Origin of the sequence: Anaerococcus sp. HMSC068A02, from assembly GCF_001811125.1 — a bacterium.
Classification (GTDB): Bacteria; Bacillota; Clostridia; order Tissierellales; family Peptoniphilaceae; genus Anaerococcus; species Anaerococcus vaginalis_C.
This window is the reverse complement of the sequence record NZ_KV803747.1, coordinates 20,924-37,798: the sequence shown is the minus strand read 5'-3', so window position 1 is coordinate 37,798 and position 16,875 is coordinate 20,924. Positions and strand designations below refer to the sequence as shown.

The 16,875-nt window shown below is 29.3% G+C and carries 14 protein-coding genes; 2 read left to right on the top strand and 12 right to left on the bottom strand.

Going from position 1 to position 16,875, the window contains the following annotated elements:
* Window positions 1–15: 15 nt before the first annotated feature.
* Entirely contained in the window at window positions 16–1,434 is a 1,419-nt protein-coding gene (locus tag HMPREF2782_RS03990; protein ID WP_070641034.1) for a rhamnulokinase, read from the bottom strand.
* 175 nt (window positions 1,435–1,609) lie between these two features.
* Here HMPREF2782_RS03990 and HMPREF2782_RS03985 point away from each other — a divergent pair, with 175 nt between their 5' ends.
* Window positions 1,610–2,371, top strand: coding sequence for a DeoR/GlpR family DNA-binding transcription regulator (locus HMPREF2782_RS03985; protein ID WP_070641032.1), 762 nt, complete (start codon window positions 1,610–1,612; stop codon window positions 2,369–2,371).
* A gap of 66 nt (window positions 2,372–2,437) precedes the next feature.
* Window positions 2,438–3,586, top strand: a complete 1,149-nt coding sequence (gene fucO, locus HMPREF2782_RS03980) for a lactaldehyde reductase (protein ID WP_070641030.1) — start codon at window positions 2,438–2,440, stop codon at window positions 3,584–3,586.
* A gap of 165 nt (window positions 3,587–3,751) precedes the next feature.
* Here the strand turns inward: fucO and HMPREF2782_RS03975 are convergent, their stop codons facing one another.
* The 11 genes from HMPREF2782_RS03975 to HMPREF2782_RS03925 form a co-directional block, all read right to left on the bottom strand.
* The gene (locus HMPREF2782_RS03975; protein WP_070641028.1) at window positions 3,752–4,672 is read right to left on the bottom strand and encodes a nucleotidyltransferase family protein; all 921 of its coding nucleotides are present in this window, start codon (window positions 4,670–4,672) and stop codon (window positions 3,752–3,754) included.
* A gap of 2 nt (window positions 4,673–4,674) precedes the next feature.
* Window positions 4,675–5,700, bottom strand: a complete 1,026-nt coding sequence (galE, locus tag HMPREF2782_RS03970; protein ID WP_070641026.1) for a UDP-glucose 4-epimerase GalE — start codon at window positions 5,698–5,700, stop codon at window positions 4,675–4,677.
* A gap of 11 nt (window positions 5,701–5,711) precedes the next feature.
* Window positions 5,712–6,812, bottom strand: coding sequence for an ABC transporter ATP-binding protein (locus HMPREF2782_RS03965; protein WP_070605903.1), 1,101 nt, complete (start codon window positions 6,810–6,812; stop codon window positions 5,712–5,714).
* Between the two features lie 11 nt (window positions 6,813–6,823).
* Window positions 6,824–7,003 (bottom strand): DUF6903 family protein, encoded by a 180-nt coding sequence (locus HMPREF2782_RS03960; RefSeq protein WP_004839238.1) that lies wholly within the window; start codon window positions 7,001–7,003, stop codon window positions 6,824–6,826.
* A 2-nt stretch (window positions 7,004–7,005) separates the two neighbouring features.
* Window positions 7,006–9,165: a 1,3-beta-galactosyl-N-acetylhexosamine phosphorylase gene (gene gnpA, locus HMPREF2782_RS03955; RefSeq protein WP_070641024.1), complete on the bottom strand. Its 2,160-nt coding sequence runs from the start codon at window positions 9,163–9,165 to the stop codon at window positions 7,006–7,008.
* Window positions 9,162–10,016 carry a carbohydrate ABC transporter permease gene (locus tag HMPREF2782_RS03950; protein ID WP_004839240.1) on the bottom strand — a complete coding sequence of 285 codons (855 nt, stop codon included), beginning with the start codon at window positions 10,014–10,016 and terminating at the stop codon, window positions 9,162–9,164. The genes gnpA and HMPREF2782_RS03950 overlap by 4 nt, the downstream gene beginning before the upstream one ends.
* Window positions 10,017–10,025: 9 nt before the next feature.
* Window positions 10,026–10,916, bottom strand: coding sequence for a carbohydrate ABC transporter permease (locus HMPREF2782_RS03945; protein WP_070605901.1), 891 nt, complete (start codon window positions 10,914–10,916; stop codon window positions 10,026–10,028).
* A gap of 53 nt (window positions 10,917–10,969) precedes the next feature.
* On the bottom strand, window positions 10,970–12,367 hold the full coding sequence (locus HMPREF2782_RS03940; RefSeq protein ID WP_019118440.1) for a carbohydrate ABC transporter substrate-binding protein: 1,398 nt from the start codon (window positions 12,365–12,367) through the stop codon (window positions 10,970–10,972).
* A gap of 240 nt (window positions 12,368–12,607) precedes the next feature.
* A complete protein-coding gene (locus HMPREF2782_RS03935; RefSeq protein WP_070641022.1) occupies window positions 12,608–14,239 on the bottom strand; it encodes an ABC transporter permease in 1,632 nt (543 codons plus the stop codon).
* On the bottom strand, window positions 14,229–14,954 hold the full coding sequence (locus tag HMPREF2782_RS03930; protein ID WP_070641020.1) for an ABC transporter ATP-binding protein: 726 nt from the start codon (window positions 14,952–14,954) through the stop codon (window positions 14,229–14,231). The genes HMPREF2782_RS03935 and HMPREF2782_RS03930 overlap by 11 nt, the downstream gene beginning before the upstream one ends.
* A 94-nt stretch (window positions 14,955–15,048) precedes the next feature.
* Window positions 15,049–16,740, bottom strand: a complete 1,692-nt coding sequence (locus HMPREF2782_RS03925) for a Na/Pi cotransporter family protein (protein ID WP_070605898.1) — start codon at window positions 16,738–16,740, stop codon at window positions 15,049–15,051.
* Window positions 16,741–16,875 lie beyond the last annotated feature (135 nt).

Sequence of the window (16,875 nt, the reverse complement as noted above, 5' to 3'; positions counted from 1 at the left end):
TATTTCCTTTCTTTTTTAATTATTTTTATTAGGTAAGTATGTAATTGTTTCAAATCCATCCGTTACAATTTTCCTAATATTTTCTTTTTCATTCTTATACTCTAATTGTGCCAAAATATTTCCTATAGCTGTTGCCTCTTTAGGTCCTGCTATAACTTTTATATTAAGTTTATCAGCTATCATTTGACACAACACTTTAGATTGAGAGCCTCCACCCATAACGTGAATTCTTGTAAATTTTTTTCCTAAACAACTTTCTATATTCTTAACTACTTCCTTATAATTTGCAACAATGCTTTGATAAATAATTTTAAAATAGTCCTTCTTATTTTCAATAGCTAGATTATGTTTTTCTTTAAAATATTTATCTAAATCCTCGATGAAATTATCAGATTCTTTCGTGAAAACATCATAATCAACATCAATAATACATTCATCACTTATAGAAGATTTCTCAACAAGCTTAGTTATTTCATCAAATGAAAACTTGCTTTTATCTTCCTTAACTAAACTATCTCTTAACTTTTCTATTAAATATAGTCCCGTAACATTTTTAAAAAACATATTTTTGTTATCATAACCCGTTTCATTTGTTAGGGAATAATTATAAGCTTGATCTGTTAAAATTGGTTTTTGATTACAACATCCAATTAGAGACCAAGTTCCACTTGATAAAAACAAGCAATCTTCATCATTATAAGATTCAGTAACATAAACAGCACTTGCAGTATCGTGGCTTGCTACAGAAATAACCTCAATATCTAAATCTCTAAGAGAATCTATTAAAGAATTTCTTGTGCTACCAATTACGATTTTATTGTTGATAATTTCTGGAAGTAAATCTTTATTAAGCCCTAGATTTTCAACTAAATCTTTATTCCATTCGCCTTTTTCTAAATCAAACATTTGACTTGTTGAACAAATAGTTCTTTCTCCATATTTTTTGCCAGTAAGTAAATAATTTATAAAGTCAGGTGTCATTAACAATTTTTCTGCTTTTTCATAATAAGTTTTATTAGTTAGCTTTACTGTTTCTAATTGGAATAAAGTATTTATACTCATTATTTGATTACCAGTATTTTCAAACAATTTATTGAAATCGATTTTTTCTTTTATAGACTTAAATCCTATTTCACAAGATTCATCCCTATAAGAAGTAGGATTATAAACAAGCAATCCATTTTTGTCAATTAATCCAAAATCAACTCCCCAAGTGTCAACTCCGATAGTAGAAATTTCATCCTTATATTTCAAGATAGTATTTTCTATTTTTGAAATCATAGCGTCAAAATCCCACTGTTTTCTTCCATTTATATCTTTGATTTCATGATTGAATCTCATAACTTCTTCAGTTATAAGCTGTCCATTATCTATGTAGCCAAGAATAGCTCTTATAGAAGTTGCTCCCATATCTATGGCTAAAGATTTTTTCATTTCCACCTCCTTATGATAATGTTTTCTTTACAATATTATGATAGCATTTAAATTATATTTTGTAAATTTTGAACTAAATTATTATAATAATTCAACAAAAATCCTTTTTTATTTCATTTGAATTCATATTAGTTCAGTGATATAATAATTTTAGGAAAAACAAAAGGAGAAAAATATGATTACAGAAGAAAGAATGACAAAAATTCTAGATATTTTAAAAGAAAAAGAATTTGTAAGTATACAAGAAATATCTGAGAAACTTTATATTTCAATTTCTACAGTAAGAAGAGATTTAATAAATTTAGAAAAATCTGGAGCTATTAATAGAGTTAGAGGCGGAGCTTCCTTAGTAAAGGAAAAAAATCAAATACAACCAAGTAACATCAGAAGTAAGATTAACACAGTAGAAAAAAGAATTATTGCTAATCTTGCTCTTAAATTCATTAAAGAAGATATGTCAATATTTATGGACGCTTCGTCTACCGTACAATTTTTGTGCCCAAAATTAGAAAATTTCAAAAGACTTATCCTTATAACAAATTCAGCAACTATCCCCTATATGTTAAATGACAACAGAAACATAAATATATATTGCTCTGGAGGTTTTTTGAAACCAAATTCTCATTATTTTATAGGAAGCGCTTCTACAAATTTTATTTCAGAATTTTCAACAGATATTTATTTTATGTCTTGCAAATCGATAGATTTCAACAATATATATGATGCTGATTATGAACAAATTCAACTTAAAAAACTTATGATTAAAAATTCTAAAAAAACTGTTCTACTTGTAGACTCATCAAAATTTGATGAAAATTCTTTCATAAAACTTTCAAATCTTTCAGATATAACTTATATTATAACTGACAAAAAACCAAAAAACTTTGAAAAATACGATAAAACCATTCAAGAAAAATTTATTTGGCCTGATGATTAATTATTTGACAAAAACGATTTTCTGAATTATAATGAACTAAAATAAACTATTTTAAAGGAGAAAATTATGGGTTACAAATTTGTTTTGAACGAAACTAGCTATCATGGATACGGAGCTCTTGATGGCATAACAGAAGTTATTAATGACAAGGGATTTAAAAAAATAGCAATTTTTGTTGATTCTTTCTTAAAAGAAAACAATATCGCTAAAAAAGTTACCGACAAAATCGATGCACTTGATGTAGAATATACTTTCTACACAGACATCAAACCAAATCCAACAATCAAAAATGTTCTTGGCGGCCTTAAAGTTTTAAAAGATTTTGGTGCTGATGCAGTTATAGCTATTGGTGGCGGTTCTGTAATTGATTGTTCAAAAGCTGCTGCAATTATAAATACAAATCCTGAATTTGAAGATGTTAAAAGCCTTGAAGGTCTTGCTGAAACAAAAAATGCTGCAACTCCAATAATCGCTGTTCCTACTACAGCTGGTACAGCTGCTGAGGTTACAATTAATTATGTAATAACTGATGAAGAACTTGAAAGAAAAATGGTTTGCGTTGATCCTCATGACATTCCAATAGTTGCAGTAGTTGCTCCTGAAATGATGGAATCAATGCCAAAATCTCTTACAGCAGCAACAGGAATGGATGCATTAACTCATGCTATCGAAGGTTATATTACAAAAGGCGCAAATGATCTTTCAGATATGTTCCATATCAAAGCCATTGAATTAATAGCAAAATATCTTCCATTAGCTGTTAACAATGATAAAGAAGGAAGAGAAAAAATGGCTCTTGGTCAATACGTTGCTGGAATGGGATTCTCAAATGTTGGACTAGGTTTAGTTCACTCTATGGCTCACCCTCTTGGAGCAGTTTATGATACACCTCACGGAGTTGCAAATGCAATTATTCTTCCAAAAGTTATGGAATTTAATGCTGAATCAACTGGAGAAAGATACAAAGAAATTGCAAAAGCTATGGGAGTTAATGATGTTGACTCAATGAGCCAAGATGAATATAGAAAAGCTGCTGTAAAAGCTGTAAAAGATCTTGCAAAAGAAGTTGGTATACCTGAAAATCTAAAAGAAATCGTTGATGAAAAAGATTTAGATTTCTTAGCAAAATCTGCTTTTGAAGATGCTTGCTTGCCAGGAAATCCAAGAGATACAAATCAAGAAGAAATCAAAAACCTTTATAAAGAATTATTATAAGTCCACATTTAAATAGTGCAAAAAAATACCAAATTTACGAAACTAAATTTGGTATTTTTATTACTTATTAAATTTCTATTAACATAATATATAAAATTTTTACAAAATTCCTTAAATCAAAAACCAAACTAAAAAACACCAAAAATTATTTTGGTGTTTTTAAATTTATTTTTCCCAAATATTATCTGGGTATAATCCTTGGTCGAACATTTTTTGGAAGGATTTTTGTGCTGGTATTAGGTCTTCTTTGTAAGTTATTCCTATCCATTTGTCGTTTGTTGGAAGAATTGTTATATCAGCTTTATTTTCTTTTATTAGCTCTCCTATCATTTCTGGAAGAACGTATTCGCATGAATCTAAATTTTCTTTATTTTTTTCTAGATATTTTATAAAATAATCTTCGCTCATATCAATAAATTCTGGGAATGATGCCCAAAGGTTCATTGATACTGTTGTTTCTAGGTTAAGTATATCGCTATCTAAATTTTCTTTGCTTGATATTTTTCCATCTTTTTCTAATTTTATTTCGTGAGTTTCTATTATATCTACTAATTTATTTTCTTCGTTTCCTATAGATACTCCTCTTGTAACTGCTCCCTTGTCTGATAGGGTATTTTTTAATTTATATCCTGCCATAGCTATTTGTAGCTTGTCATCGATTTTTTTATCGCTTGTTACAAGAAATTCGTGTAGGGAATTAAACACACCTTTTCCATAATAATCGTCTGCGTTTATTATTAAAAATGGTTCTTTTACTATATTTTTTGTAGATAGTAAAGCATCAACTGTTCCCCATGGTTTTTTTCTGTCTTTTGGACTTTCAAATCCTTTTGGCAAATCCATATCTTGGTAAGCATATTCTACTTCTACTATTTTTTCAATTCTATTTCCAATTATTTCTTTAAAGTCTTCTTCTATATCTTTTCTAATTATAAAAACAACCTTATTAAATCCAGCTTTTATTGCATCATAAATTGAATAATCGATTATGGTATAACCGTTGTCATCCATTTTTGCAAGCTGTTTTATTCCTTGTCCATATCTTGAGCCAATTCCTGCAGCAAGAACTACTAGTGTTGTATTCATTATTACTCCTTTTCTTCATAACCGTTAGGATTTTGTGATTGCCATCTCCATGAATCCTCGCACATCTCATCAATGCCTTTTTCTACTTTCCATCCTAATACTTCGTAAGCTTTACTTGCATCTGCAAAGCATTTTGCAATATCTCCTTCTCGTCTTTCTACAATTTTATAGGAAATTTTCTTGCCACAAGCTTTTTCAAATGCTTTTAAAACTTCAAGGACAGAATATCCATTGCCTGTTGCAAGATTTATAATTGAAACTCCTTCTAGCTTATCAATTTTATCTACAGAAAGCACATGGCCTTTTGCAAGATCTACTACATGAATGTAATCTCTAACTCCTGTTCCATCAACTGTATCATAATCATCTCCAAAAACTCTCAAATAGTCAAGTTTTCCTACAGCAACTTGGGCGATGTATGGTAAAAGATTGTTTGGAATTCCTTGTGGATCTTCTCCAATTTTTCCTGATTCGTGAGCTCCTATCGGATTAAAATACCTCAAAAGAACAACTTTCCATTCGGGATCTGATTTTTGTAAATCTGTCATAATTTGTTCCATCATGGATTTTGTCCAACCATACGGATTTGTGCAAATTCCTTTTGGAAAATCTTCAGTAATTGGAACTTTTTCTGGATCTCCATAAACTGTTGCTGATGATGAAAAAATTATATTTTTGCAAGAATATTTTCTCATAATCTTTAATAAGGACAAAGTTCCACTTATATTGTTATGATAATATTCTAGAGGTTTTTTCACTGATTCTCCTACAGCTTTCAAAGCTGCGCAGTGGATTACTACATCTATATTTTCTTTTTCAAAAACTTCGCTTAATTTTTTTTCATCAAGTATATCAGCTTCATAAAAAATTATATTTTTGCCAGTAATTTCCTCTACTCTTTTTACAGAAATTTTTGATGAGTTTGTTAAATTATCATATACTATAACCTTGTAATTTTTATTTAATAATTCAACTGCTACATGGCTTCCAATATAACCTGCTCCACCGGTTATCAATACATTTTTCATTTAAAATCTCCTTATAGAAGAATATTTTTTTGACTTTCTTTATCAAAGAAATGCATTTTTTCTTCGTCTAGGTATATTTTTATTTCCTTATTCTTTTCCAATAAATTTTCAACGCTCAAAGCGCAAGTAATTTTTTCTTCTTTGCACTTAATATAAGCGTATTGTTGGGCTCCTAATAATTCTACAAAATCAACTTGTCCTATTAATGTTGAATTAGTTTTTCTAAATCCATCATATATATGCTCAGGTCTAATTCCACAAACAATATCTTTTGATAAATATCCTAAATCTTGAAGTTTTAATGCTTTTTCTTGACTAATATGGAATTTTACATTTTCATTTTCCATATAATAATCGTCATCTTCTTTTATTATTTTACCACTTATTAAATTCATTTGTGGAGAACCAATGAAAGTTGCTACAAATAGATTTTCTGGTTTTGAATAAACGTTTATAGGAGTATCTACTTGTTGGATAACTCCGTTATTCATAATTACAATTCTATCTGCCATAGTCATTGCTTCTGTTTGATCGTGGGTTACATATATAAATGTTGTTGCAAGTTGCTCGTGAAGTTTTGATATTTCTGCTCTAGTTTGCACTCTAAGTTTTGCATCCAAGTTACTAAGAGGCTCGTCCATCAAAAATACTTGAGGATTTCTTACAATCGCACGCCCTAAGGCAACTCTTTGTCTTTGACCACCAGAAAGAGCTGCAGGCTTTCTATCAAGATATTGTTCTAGTCCCAAAACTTCTGCTGCTGCTTTTACTTTTTTATTTATATCTTCTTTTGGAACTTTTGCAATTTTTAAAGCGTAGCTCATATTATCTTTTACAGTCATTTGTGGATATAAAGCATAATTTTGAAATACCATTGCTATATCTCTATCTTTTGGTTCAATATCATTTACTAACCTATCTCCAATATATAGCTTTCCTTTTGATATTTCTTCAAGTCCTGCAACCATTCTAAGAGTTGTAGATTTTCCACAACCAGATGGCCCAACAAAAACAATAAACTCTTCATCTTTTATTTCTAAATTAAAGTCATTTACAGCAGTAAATTTATTATCATATATTTTATAAATATGCTCGAATTTTAATCCAGCCATATCAAACCTCCTTAAACATGTCTTCTATTATATAAAAACAAAACTAAAAGCATAAGCGCTAGTGAAACAAATTGAATTAAAAGTGGGCCATAGCCTGCTTTTCTATGTCCTACAAATTGCAAAATAACTCCAAGAACAAATATTATAAAAAGTACAATATTATTTAATTTTTCTTTTTTGTAATAATCCATATTTACTCCTCAAACCAGATAATTTCGCCTGCATCAATTTCTATTTCGTGCGCATTTTTATCTCCATCATAAACAATAGATTTTACTTTTTCATTTGAATTGTTTATTACACAATATTTAGAAATTTCAGGATAAGCAGTTACTTCTAGCCTAATGTCTTTAGCAAAATATTTTTCTAAAATATCTTCCTTATGAGAAACATAGTGAATAGCTCTTTTTAACAATCTTGTATTTTCTAAACTATAGGAAAGGCCCATAGCATAAAAACTTCTTCCTTTTCCATAATCATTTGCTGCCATATAGACTTCATTATTTTCATATTTTAAAATTTGAGTCTTTTCATTTATTGCATAAACATTTGGTTTTTCTTCCCCATATTTATATTCTTTTAAATCTTTAGTTATAAAATGATCTTTAGTTTCTTGTGTAAAATATCTATCAAATCCTTGTGAAAATCCTTTTTCAACATCAACTCCCAATACATCTGCAAGTTGGAAAAATCTTCCTTGATGTTGGTAAGCACTTGGCTCTCCTATTCCTATAAAACCTCCGCCTTCATAAACAAATTTTCTAATATTTGCAAGGACTTCTGGATCTAAGAAATTTTCTCCACCAGAAAATGCAGTATAAGCATCTCCAGCATTAATTATTACATCAATGTCCTTATCAATTCCTTTTTTTACATCTTCAAAATTAATAAATTTAACATCCATGTCCATACCAGAAAGTGCTTCAATTATTCCACTGTATGAATAAGCTAATTTAAACCATTTTCCATGAGCTACAACATAAGCTCCCCAAGTTCTTATAGATCCCCAAGAATTTAAAATTGCAACTTTACAAGCCTTATAAGGTTTTGCCTTTGATGAAATATCATAAATTTCTCTAAATTCATCTGCAACTTTTGTTATATAATCAATAAATTTTGGAAATTTGTAAGCAAGAGATAAGTATCCGCCATATCCAATCCTATCAAGAGGATTTCTCAATAAAGCACGTCTTGCCTTTACCCAATTATCTTTTGCTTCAATTGATGGGTCATTTCCTTCATAAAATTCATCTGGGAAAAAGTATGGTAAAAATCTTCCCTCTGTCATAGGAACATCTATGTCTGAAATTATTCTTAAAGTTGCTCCATCTCCAACAGAACCAACAACTCCATCAAGTCCTATATTTTTAAAATATTTTCCATAAGGCTCTGTTCCAATCCAATGATCTCCCAAAAACATTATTGCTTTTTTGCCATATTTATGAACAAGATCAACTAATTTTTTTGCCTTATTAGAAACAAATCTTTGTTGAAAATCAATGTAATCTAAATATTTTTTGCTTGGTATTCTGTAATTACTATTATAAAAACCTTGGTCAACAAAATCTTCGCTGGTTAATCTATAACCATATTCTTTTTCAAAAGCAATCATTGCCTCTGGGGAAACACTGTTTGAATATCCAAACCAATCTACATATTTTTCCTTAGCATCTTCATTAAAGAAAAGTGAAAATTGATAGAAGAATGTAGTAAATCTTACTACATTTGTTTTTGGATTTTCTTCTAACCATTTTTCTAAATTTTTTTCTACAAATTCACTAGATTTTTCATATCTAACATCAAAAGGAATATGATGAGCAACTTCATCTCCCCAATCATTTGTTATGTGATTGTACATTTGAACTGGATCCCAAATTCCATAAGCCAAAAAGTTTACTGTATAAACATGATAAGGAATTGTTTTTACACTAACTATATCTTTTTCTTTATCAATTTCCCAATTTGAAGGATCAACTACTTCGCCTGTGCTTCTATCAATAACTTGCCACCATTTTTTGGGATCATAATCATAATCAGCTATTAATTGTTTTTTGTAATAACCTTTTAGAAAATCTATTTTTGTAATATCGCTAGTTGCTGTTACAAAATCACTTATCAAAAAAAATCTAGATCTTTCAAAAGGAACAGTTTCTGCAAATTCGTTGTGACCACGAGTTGGAAAGAAGTTTGTATATATGTCAACTCCTTCTATATCTTTAATCTCATCTGGAAGATATGTTCCATCAGAATCTCTTATTGCATCTGCTCCAAGCTTTTCAAGCATTTCGCAAGTTTCATCATAAAAATTAGCTTCACTTGGAAGAGTCAATCTTCCTCTTTTTTTATCTATCATCCCTTATCTCCTCCTACCATCATTCCTTCAGTAAGTTGTTTTTGAACTAAAATATAAATTATTAATGTTGGTATCATTACAATTACTAGACCTGCGTAAAGTCTTCCATAATTCGCTGCTCCTCTTGCTGCTTGTTGAAGATTTATTAATCCAACTGGCAAGGTTCTTTTTGATGGATCAGTCATAAGAGTTAGGGCTAAAATATATTCATTCCAAAAACTCAAAAAATTAAATAAAATAACTGTAATAACTGCTGGTCTTGCCATAGGTATCATTATATCCATCATAGTTCTATAATAACCAGCCCCATCAATATAAGCTGCCTCTTCATAAGATTTAGAAATTGATGAGAAAAAGTTTGTCAAAAGATAAACTGTAAATGGAACTGCTGTTGACGCATATATTAATGCAAGGACAAATCTATTATTTAATAAAGCTAATGGAATAGATTTTGAAACATCTCTTAACATTAAAAATATTGGTATAACGATGTATGACAAGTTTATAAATAAACCTGCTTTTATATATGAAGTTACGAATCTTCTTCCTTTAAATTGCATTCTTGCTAAAATATATGAAAATGGAAGTGATATAAGCAAAAGCAAAGCCAAAGCAATTGCTGTAACTATCAAAGAATTTAAAAAATAATCTCCCATATTAGCAGCGGCCCACGCATCTTTAAAGTTATTTAAGTAAAAACTCATAGGCAAGGCCCAAGGGTTGCCATAAAATTCTGGATTTGTTTTTATTGATGCCATAAAAACCCAAAAAACTGGGACTAAAATTGATAAGGCAAAAATAACCAAACACAAATAAATAAATATATTAAAAAGTTTTGATTTTTTCTTCATTTTTTTCTCCTAGTATTGCATGATATCTCTTTTTGTCAATCTATGAATTATTGCTGAAAGAATAAAAGAGAATAAGAACACGACAACACCAATAGCAAGTCCATAACCAAAAGATGAATTGGTGTAGGCTTGTTCATATTGATAATTTAATAGGGTAAGACTTGCACCATCAGGTCCTCCGCCTGTCAAAGCTTTTATAATTTGGAAAGCTATGTTGATATTTGAAATTACATAAAATGTTAATGTAGTTCTAATTGTTTGCCATGTAAGTGGTAAGGTAATATCAAAAAATTGGCGAATTTTTCCAGCTCCATCGAGGTTTGCTGCCTCATATAAATGTTCAGGAATTTGACTCATAGTTGACATATACATTACCATATAATATCCAATCGCTTGCCAAATCATTGCAAAGCCAATTGAATAAACAACATACATCCTATCTCCTAAAAAAGGAACATTAGTATGATTACCATTAAATAATCTCATAAATCCATTTATAAGACCTTGATCCATTCCATAAATTGCTGCAAAAATTGATGCAATAACTGCTATAGAAAGGATGTTTGGTATATAAAATATAATCCTAAAGAAATTTTGGCCTGCTATTTTTTCTCTTGATAAAATTGATGCGAAAATAATTGCCAAAAACATAGTCACGATTGTAACTATTACTATTAAAAATATTGTATTTTGAAAAGACCTAATAAAATTACTATCAGAAAATAATAATTTAAAATTAGCTAGACCAACAAAAGTTTTATTTCCAGACAAGCCCCCTGTTTTAAACAAAGATTCATAAAATACGTTTATGGTAGGATAGACCATAAAGATAGTATAAAGTATCAATGAAGGTAATAATCCTAAGGCTATAAATCGTTTTTTATCCTTACTATTTTTCATATTAACTCCTTATAAAAATTTAAGGCGGAATAGACCGCCTTAATTATTTTCAATTACTTTTCAGCTTTTACAGCTTCTGAAATTTTTTGTGCTGCAGATACTACATCTTTTTGCCAATCTTTTACAGATTTATCTTTATTTGCTACTGAGTTTATAGCATCAAATAATTCTTTTGACATATCTACACCTTCAACTGCTGGAGCTGCTGCCCATCCACCTAGAGCTGCTTTTACATCATCGCCATAGATTGAATAGAATAATTTTTGATTTTCATCTGTTATCATATTTTCAACATCGTTGATTGGTTGAACTGCTCCACCATTTTCTATAAATGCTTTTGCTGCTTCGTCTGAGTACAAGTAAGCAAGAAATTCTTTAGCAAGTTCTGGTTCTTTTGCAGTTTGTGTTACAAATATTTGTTCAAACCAAGAATATGCATATCTTTCGCCGTCTTTCATTGAAGGAAGTGGCATAAAGCCCCATTCAAATCCATCAGCAACGCCTTTTGCATCTTTCATTTCTTCAACTACCCAAGTTCCGTTTGGCATAAATAATGCTTCGTTTTTCATAACTTGTAGTTGGTTTTGTGTAAATGATTCGTTGTTAGCTTGAGCTACTGTATTTGGATTTAAGTATTCCAAAATTTTTCCTACTGTTTCAAAATATGGTGTAGCTTCATTTTCCCAAGCTTTTGCATCGTAGTTCATCAACTTATCAAATAATTCATTTCCACCAATGTTATAGAACATTGCAAATGAGAATGTGTCAAAATATCCTGTTGTAGGATATGTAAATAATGAAATTTTATCTTTTTTAGCTTCTTCGCCAAGTGCTAAGAATTCATCCATTGTTTTTGGAAGTTCATATTTTCCGCCACCATCTTTAAACATTGCTTTGTTATACCAAAGTCCTGTTGGTGAATAGAATAATGGAGCAAGATATGTTTTGCCATCGCCGTAAGGATTTGTTACAGCAGTATCTGTAAATCCTGGAATTATTTTTTCTCCTACAGTTTTTTCTTCTCCTGGAACTTTTTTGTCCAAAACATCGCTTATATCCATAAGCATTTTTTCTTTAATCATAGTTTCTGTAAGACCTGATTCTTGTCCAATATTATTATAAATTACGTCAGGAGCATTTCCTGCTTGGATTTCTGGTCTTATTACTTCGTGAATATTTTTTTCAAATTTTGCTTCTACTTTTGCGCCTGTCTTTTTTTCAAAGTTAGCTATAACTTTTTTCCAGCCTTTTGTTCCATATCCGCCGTCAAGACCTGCTAGTGTTAATGTCTTACCTTCGAAAGCCTTTTCAGAATTATCTGAACTTTTTTCAGTTTCTGAAGACTTGTTTGACGCTGCATTATTGCTAGTATCGTTTGCTTTGTTATTGCCACAAGATGTAAGTGCAAATACTGCTAACAATGCCACCAAAGTTGTTTTCCATTTTTTCATATTTTCCTCCTCGTATATGGTAATTACCTATATTGTTATTATAATTAATAACTTTCAAAAAGTCAAGATTTTTTAGAAACATTTTCAAGGCTTAGAGTGTGAAAATACTTTCAATTTTTCCTTTTAAAAATACCGTTTTCTAGGAAATAATTTCAAAATTTATTTCTTTATTTTAAATTTTAGTAAAAAAATAGAGTTCGATAAATAAACTAATCTTTTTTTATCAAACTCTTGTGTTTTTTATAAATCATAGAATCCTTTTTCATATTTTTTTAAAGAAGATTTATATAAAAAAATTATAGAAATTATTATTAAGCTTATTACAAATAAAAATCCCAAGTAAATATTTGTAATATTATAAATTAAATACGCAAAAACCCCTACTATTGTCATTATTATTCCGCTAATTACATAATAACCTACATTTTGTGATGAGCCTTTTGTAAGATCTCTTTCTTTTTGCCAATGAATGTTAATTGAATTTGCATCCATCAAAAGTCCCAAAAAAGATGAAAGAAGACTTGCAAGTGTAAAGCCCAAAAATATCGCTAGGCTTACGGGGATATTTATTTTAATTATAAATTTCACTACCAAACAAAAGAAAATATTTATAATTAAATTTACAAAATTTATTGATAGGGCTCTTCCCAAAATATTTTCTTTTGGACTTATTGGCAAGGTTAGGGTTTGGTACAAGCTTTCTCCTTCTCTTGAAAGGGAAGAATTTATTCCCAAGTCATTTGCTGATATGAAAAATCTAAAGACAAATGCTCCAATAATTATAAATAAATATATTTCTACATTTGAAAAATCAAGTTTTTTTATAAAATCAAACATTTCAATTGTCCCAAATCCCCATATACATGTAAAAATAATCATAGATGAAATAATTGGAAACAAATATACCGGACTTTTTATAATAGTTTTAAAATCTTTTTTAAAAATTGCTATTATAACCGATGATTTTTTGCTTGATATTTTTATATTTTTCTTGTGAATTTTTCTTTTTTCATTTCCTAATAGGGAATCAAAATATATTTTTGATGCAATTTTTGCCAAAATGTATAGGATTAAAAAAGTGTATATATAAAGAAGGAAAGTATAAATAATAAAATCTATTCCACTTCCTCCTAAACTTTTTCCATAAATTCTTGTATGGAAAAATAGAAGTGACAACTTATCTTTATGGTCAAGAAAAAATTTTGTTACTAGCTTAATTATATTTTCGTCTCCATTTTTCCTATAAGAATAAAAATATATAAATCCCAAAAGCAAAAGCAAAAATCCGTATCCAATAAATTTCAAACTTGTTTTGTAAAATCTTATGTTTGAATACCTCATAATTACCATTATAAAAATAGAAATTATGGCAACTGATGTTACAAATATTGGAAATGAATTTATTATCAAGGCAAAAAATTTAATAAAGGAAAATCCCATATTAAATAAATACACCAAAATCATCAAAATATAAAAATAAAATATTTCAAATTTTGATAAAACTATGGCAAGAAATTTTGACAAATAAATTTCTTCATCTTTTATTGGCATAGTCATCAAAATATTTGTATCCTTGCTTTTTGAATAATCAGAAATCAAATCAACCGCCGATAAAATTATTGTAAAAATACTTATAAGTAAACTGGCAGATAAAAAATAGGAATATTCATCATTTTTACTTAAATACGAAAACGCCAACAAAGAAAATGTTGCAAGTCCCATAACAGTATAAAATCCATACATCAAAAGTATGTATAAAATCCTCAGTGTATAATCATTTGGAAGTCCATAAACTTTTGTTCCTGGCAAATATTGGGCGATTTCTTCCTTAAAATTTTTCCTAAAAAGAATTTTTAATCTTTTATTTTTCATCTGTAAGCTCCAAAAATAATTCTTCTAGGGATTTATTTTCATTAAGATTTGCTCTCATTTCTGAAAGTGAACCTACTGCTACAATTTTTCCCTTAGAAATTATAGCAAGTCTATCACAAATATTTTCTGCAACTTCCATAATATGAGTTGAAAAGAAAACCATCTTCCCCTCATCTTTTCTTTCTTTCATTATTTTTTTAAGATTAAAAGAAGATTTTGGATCAAGACCAACCATTGGCTCATCTAAAATCAAAAGATCTGGATTGTGGATAAGGGATGCAATTATGGCAAGTTTTTGTTTCATTCCATGAGAATAAGAAGAAATTAAATCCGCCATAGCCTCTCTTATGTCAAAATAATCAAGATAGGTATTGAGCCTTTCATTTCTAGTTTTTTCATCAATTCCATAAATATCTGCCACAAAATTTATGTATTCAACTCCTGTAAATTTATCAAATAAATCCGGATTATCGGCAAGATAGGAAAATTTATTTTTGTAGAAAATAGGATCATCTTCTAATTTTAATCCATCAATACTTATCTCTCCATCTGTTTTTTTGATAAGACCTACAATTGCCTTTATAGTTGTAGATTTTCCAGCACCATTTGGTCCCAAAAATCCAAAAATTTCTCCATTTTTCACTTCAAAAGAAATATCATCAACGGCAAGCTTGCCATTATTGTATTTTTTTGTAAAATTTTTAACTTCTAACATAAAATCTCCTTTATCTTAAAGCCTATAAAATATTTACCCAACTTCCAAACAAAAAAATCTCACAGAATTTTCCGTGAGATTTTTAAAAATTTATTTAATTTGCGCCATCAATTTTAACAACCGGCTTTTCGTATTCGCCGTGAACCTTTACAGGGTCAACTGTTAGACGAGCAATGTTAAACGCATGGTCTCCGATTCTTTCTACTGTTGATGCAATATCGACAAAAACTGAGCTTGCAACTGTAGATAATTTTTCGCCTTCGGTAAGTCTTCTATAATGAGATCTTCTTAAATTTTGTTCTAATAAATCCAAGTTTGCCTCATCTTCTCTGAGTGTTTCGTACAAGGCTGAATCTTCAGATTCAAAAACTTCTATGGCATTTACATAGTTATGAATTACAAGCTCATAAATACTATTTAAATCAGCCAAGGCCTCATCGTTATATTTTTCTCCCGCTTCATTTATTTCATCAAAATATTCTCCAAGATTTTGAGCAAGATCTGAAACTCTTTCTACATTTATTTGTACTTGCAAATAATTGTGTATATCAGCCTCAAGCTCGCTAACTAAATTTGATTTTGAAATATCTAAGATATATTTTTGAATTTTTGTATCCATTTCATTTACCAAAGCCTCAGCTTGATTGGCAGTTGATAAATCATTTTTATCTCTTGAATTTAAATATTTTTGAGTTGATTTTATAGTTTCAAGAGCAATTTTACTTTCTTTTATGATGGCAGTTTTCGCTTGGTCAAGAGCTGCTGCTGGGAAAGTATTTATTAGACTTTCTTCAAGTTCAATGTCTGAAACGTCAGAGAAAATTGAATCTTTACCAGGAATAATTTTGTGAAGTATTGTTGATACTTGCTTAATAATTGGAACAAATAAAATCATACCCACAAAGTTAAATGAAAAATGTCCCAAGGCAATAGTCATCATTGGATTTAAGGAAAATTTATCAGAAACAAAAGAAATAAATCCTTCGTAAGGCACCAATAATACCAAAAATATTGCTGAAATTATAACATTAAACAAAACATGGAATAAGCTTGTTCTTTTTGCAGACAAAGAGCCACCCAAAGATGCAAGAACTCCAGTTATACAAGTTCCAATATTTGCTCCAAATAAAAATCCTAAAGAAAGATTTAAGCCAATAGCTCCAGACGCATACAAAGATTGAACAATACCAATAAAAGCAGATGAAGATTGGATAATAGCAGTAAGAACTGCTCCAACCAAAACAGCAATTATAGGATTTTTGCCAAGATTTGTAACTATATCTTCAAAGCCTGGAATATTTTTAAGCTCAGCAAGGCTATCTCCCATCATTTTTAGACCAATAAATAAAAGTCCAAAACCAATTAAAATTTCTCCAATATATTTGCCCTTTCTCTTTTTTGAAAATAAAAAAACAATAACTCCAATAAGGCAAATAAAATAAGATAAATAATCTAAATTAAAACCAATCAAAACAGCTGTAACAGTTGTACCAATATTAGCACCCAAAATTACACCGATTGCTTGCTCAAGGCTCATCACACCTGCCCTAACAAAAGAAATAGCTATAACTGTAGTTGCTGATGATGATTGAATTAATCCCGTAATAACAATTCCAACTAGAACTCCTTTAATAGGATTTGACGTATACTTTTCTACATATCCCCTAAGTTTTGGTCCAGCAAAATTTGTAAGAGAATCCCCCATCAAATTAATACCGAACAAAAATATTGCAAGTCCCCCTGCAATAAGGTTCCATTGCAAAGACGATAAAGTCGATAATTGCATAATTCCTCCAAATAATTTTTTTAAGATAAAAGATTTTTCAAAAATCTCACCTAGTTATAATATTATCATAAAAAATATAAAACAACAATTGAAAAATAAATATTTCAAACTAAAAAACAAATTAAAATCAGACAA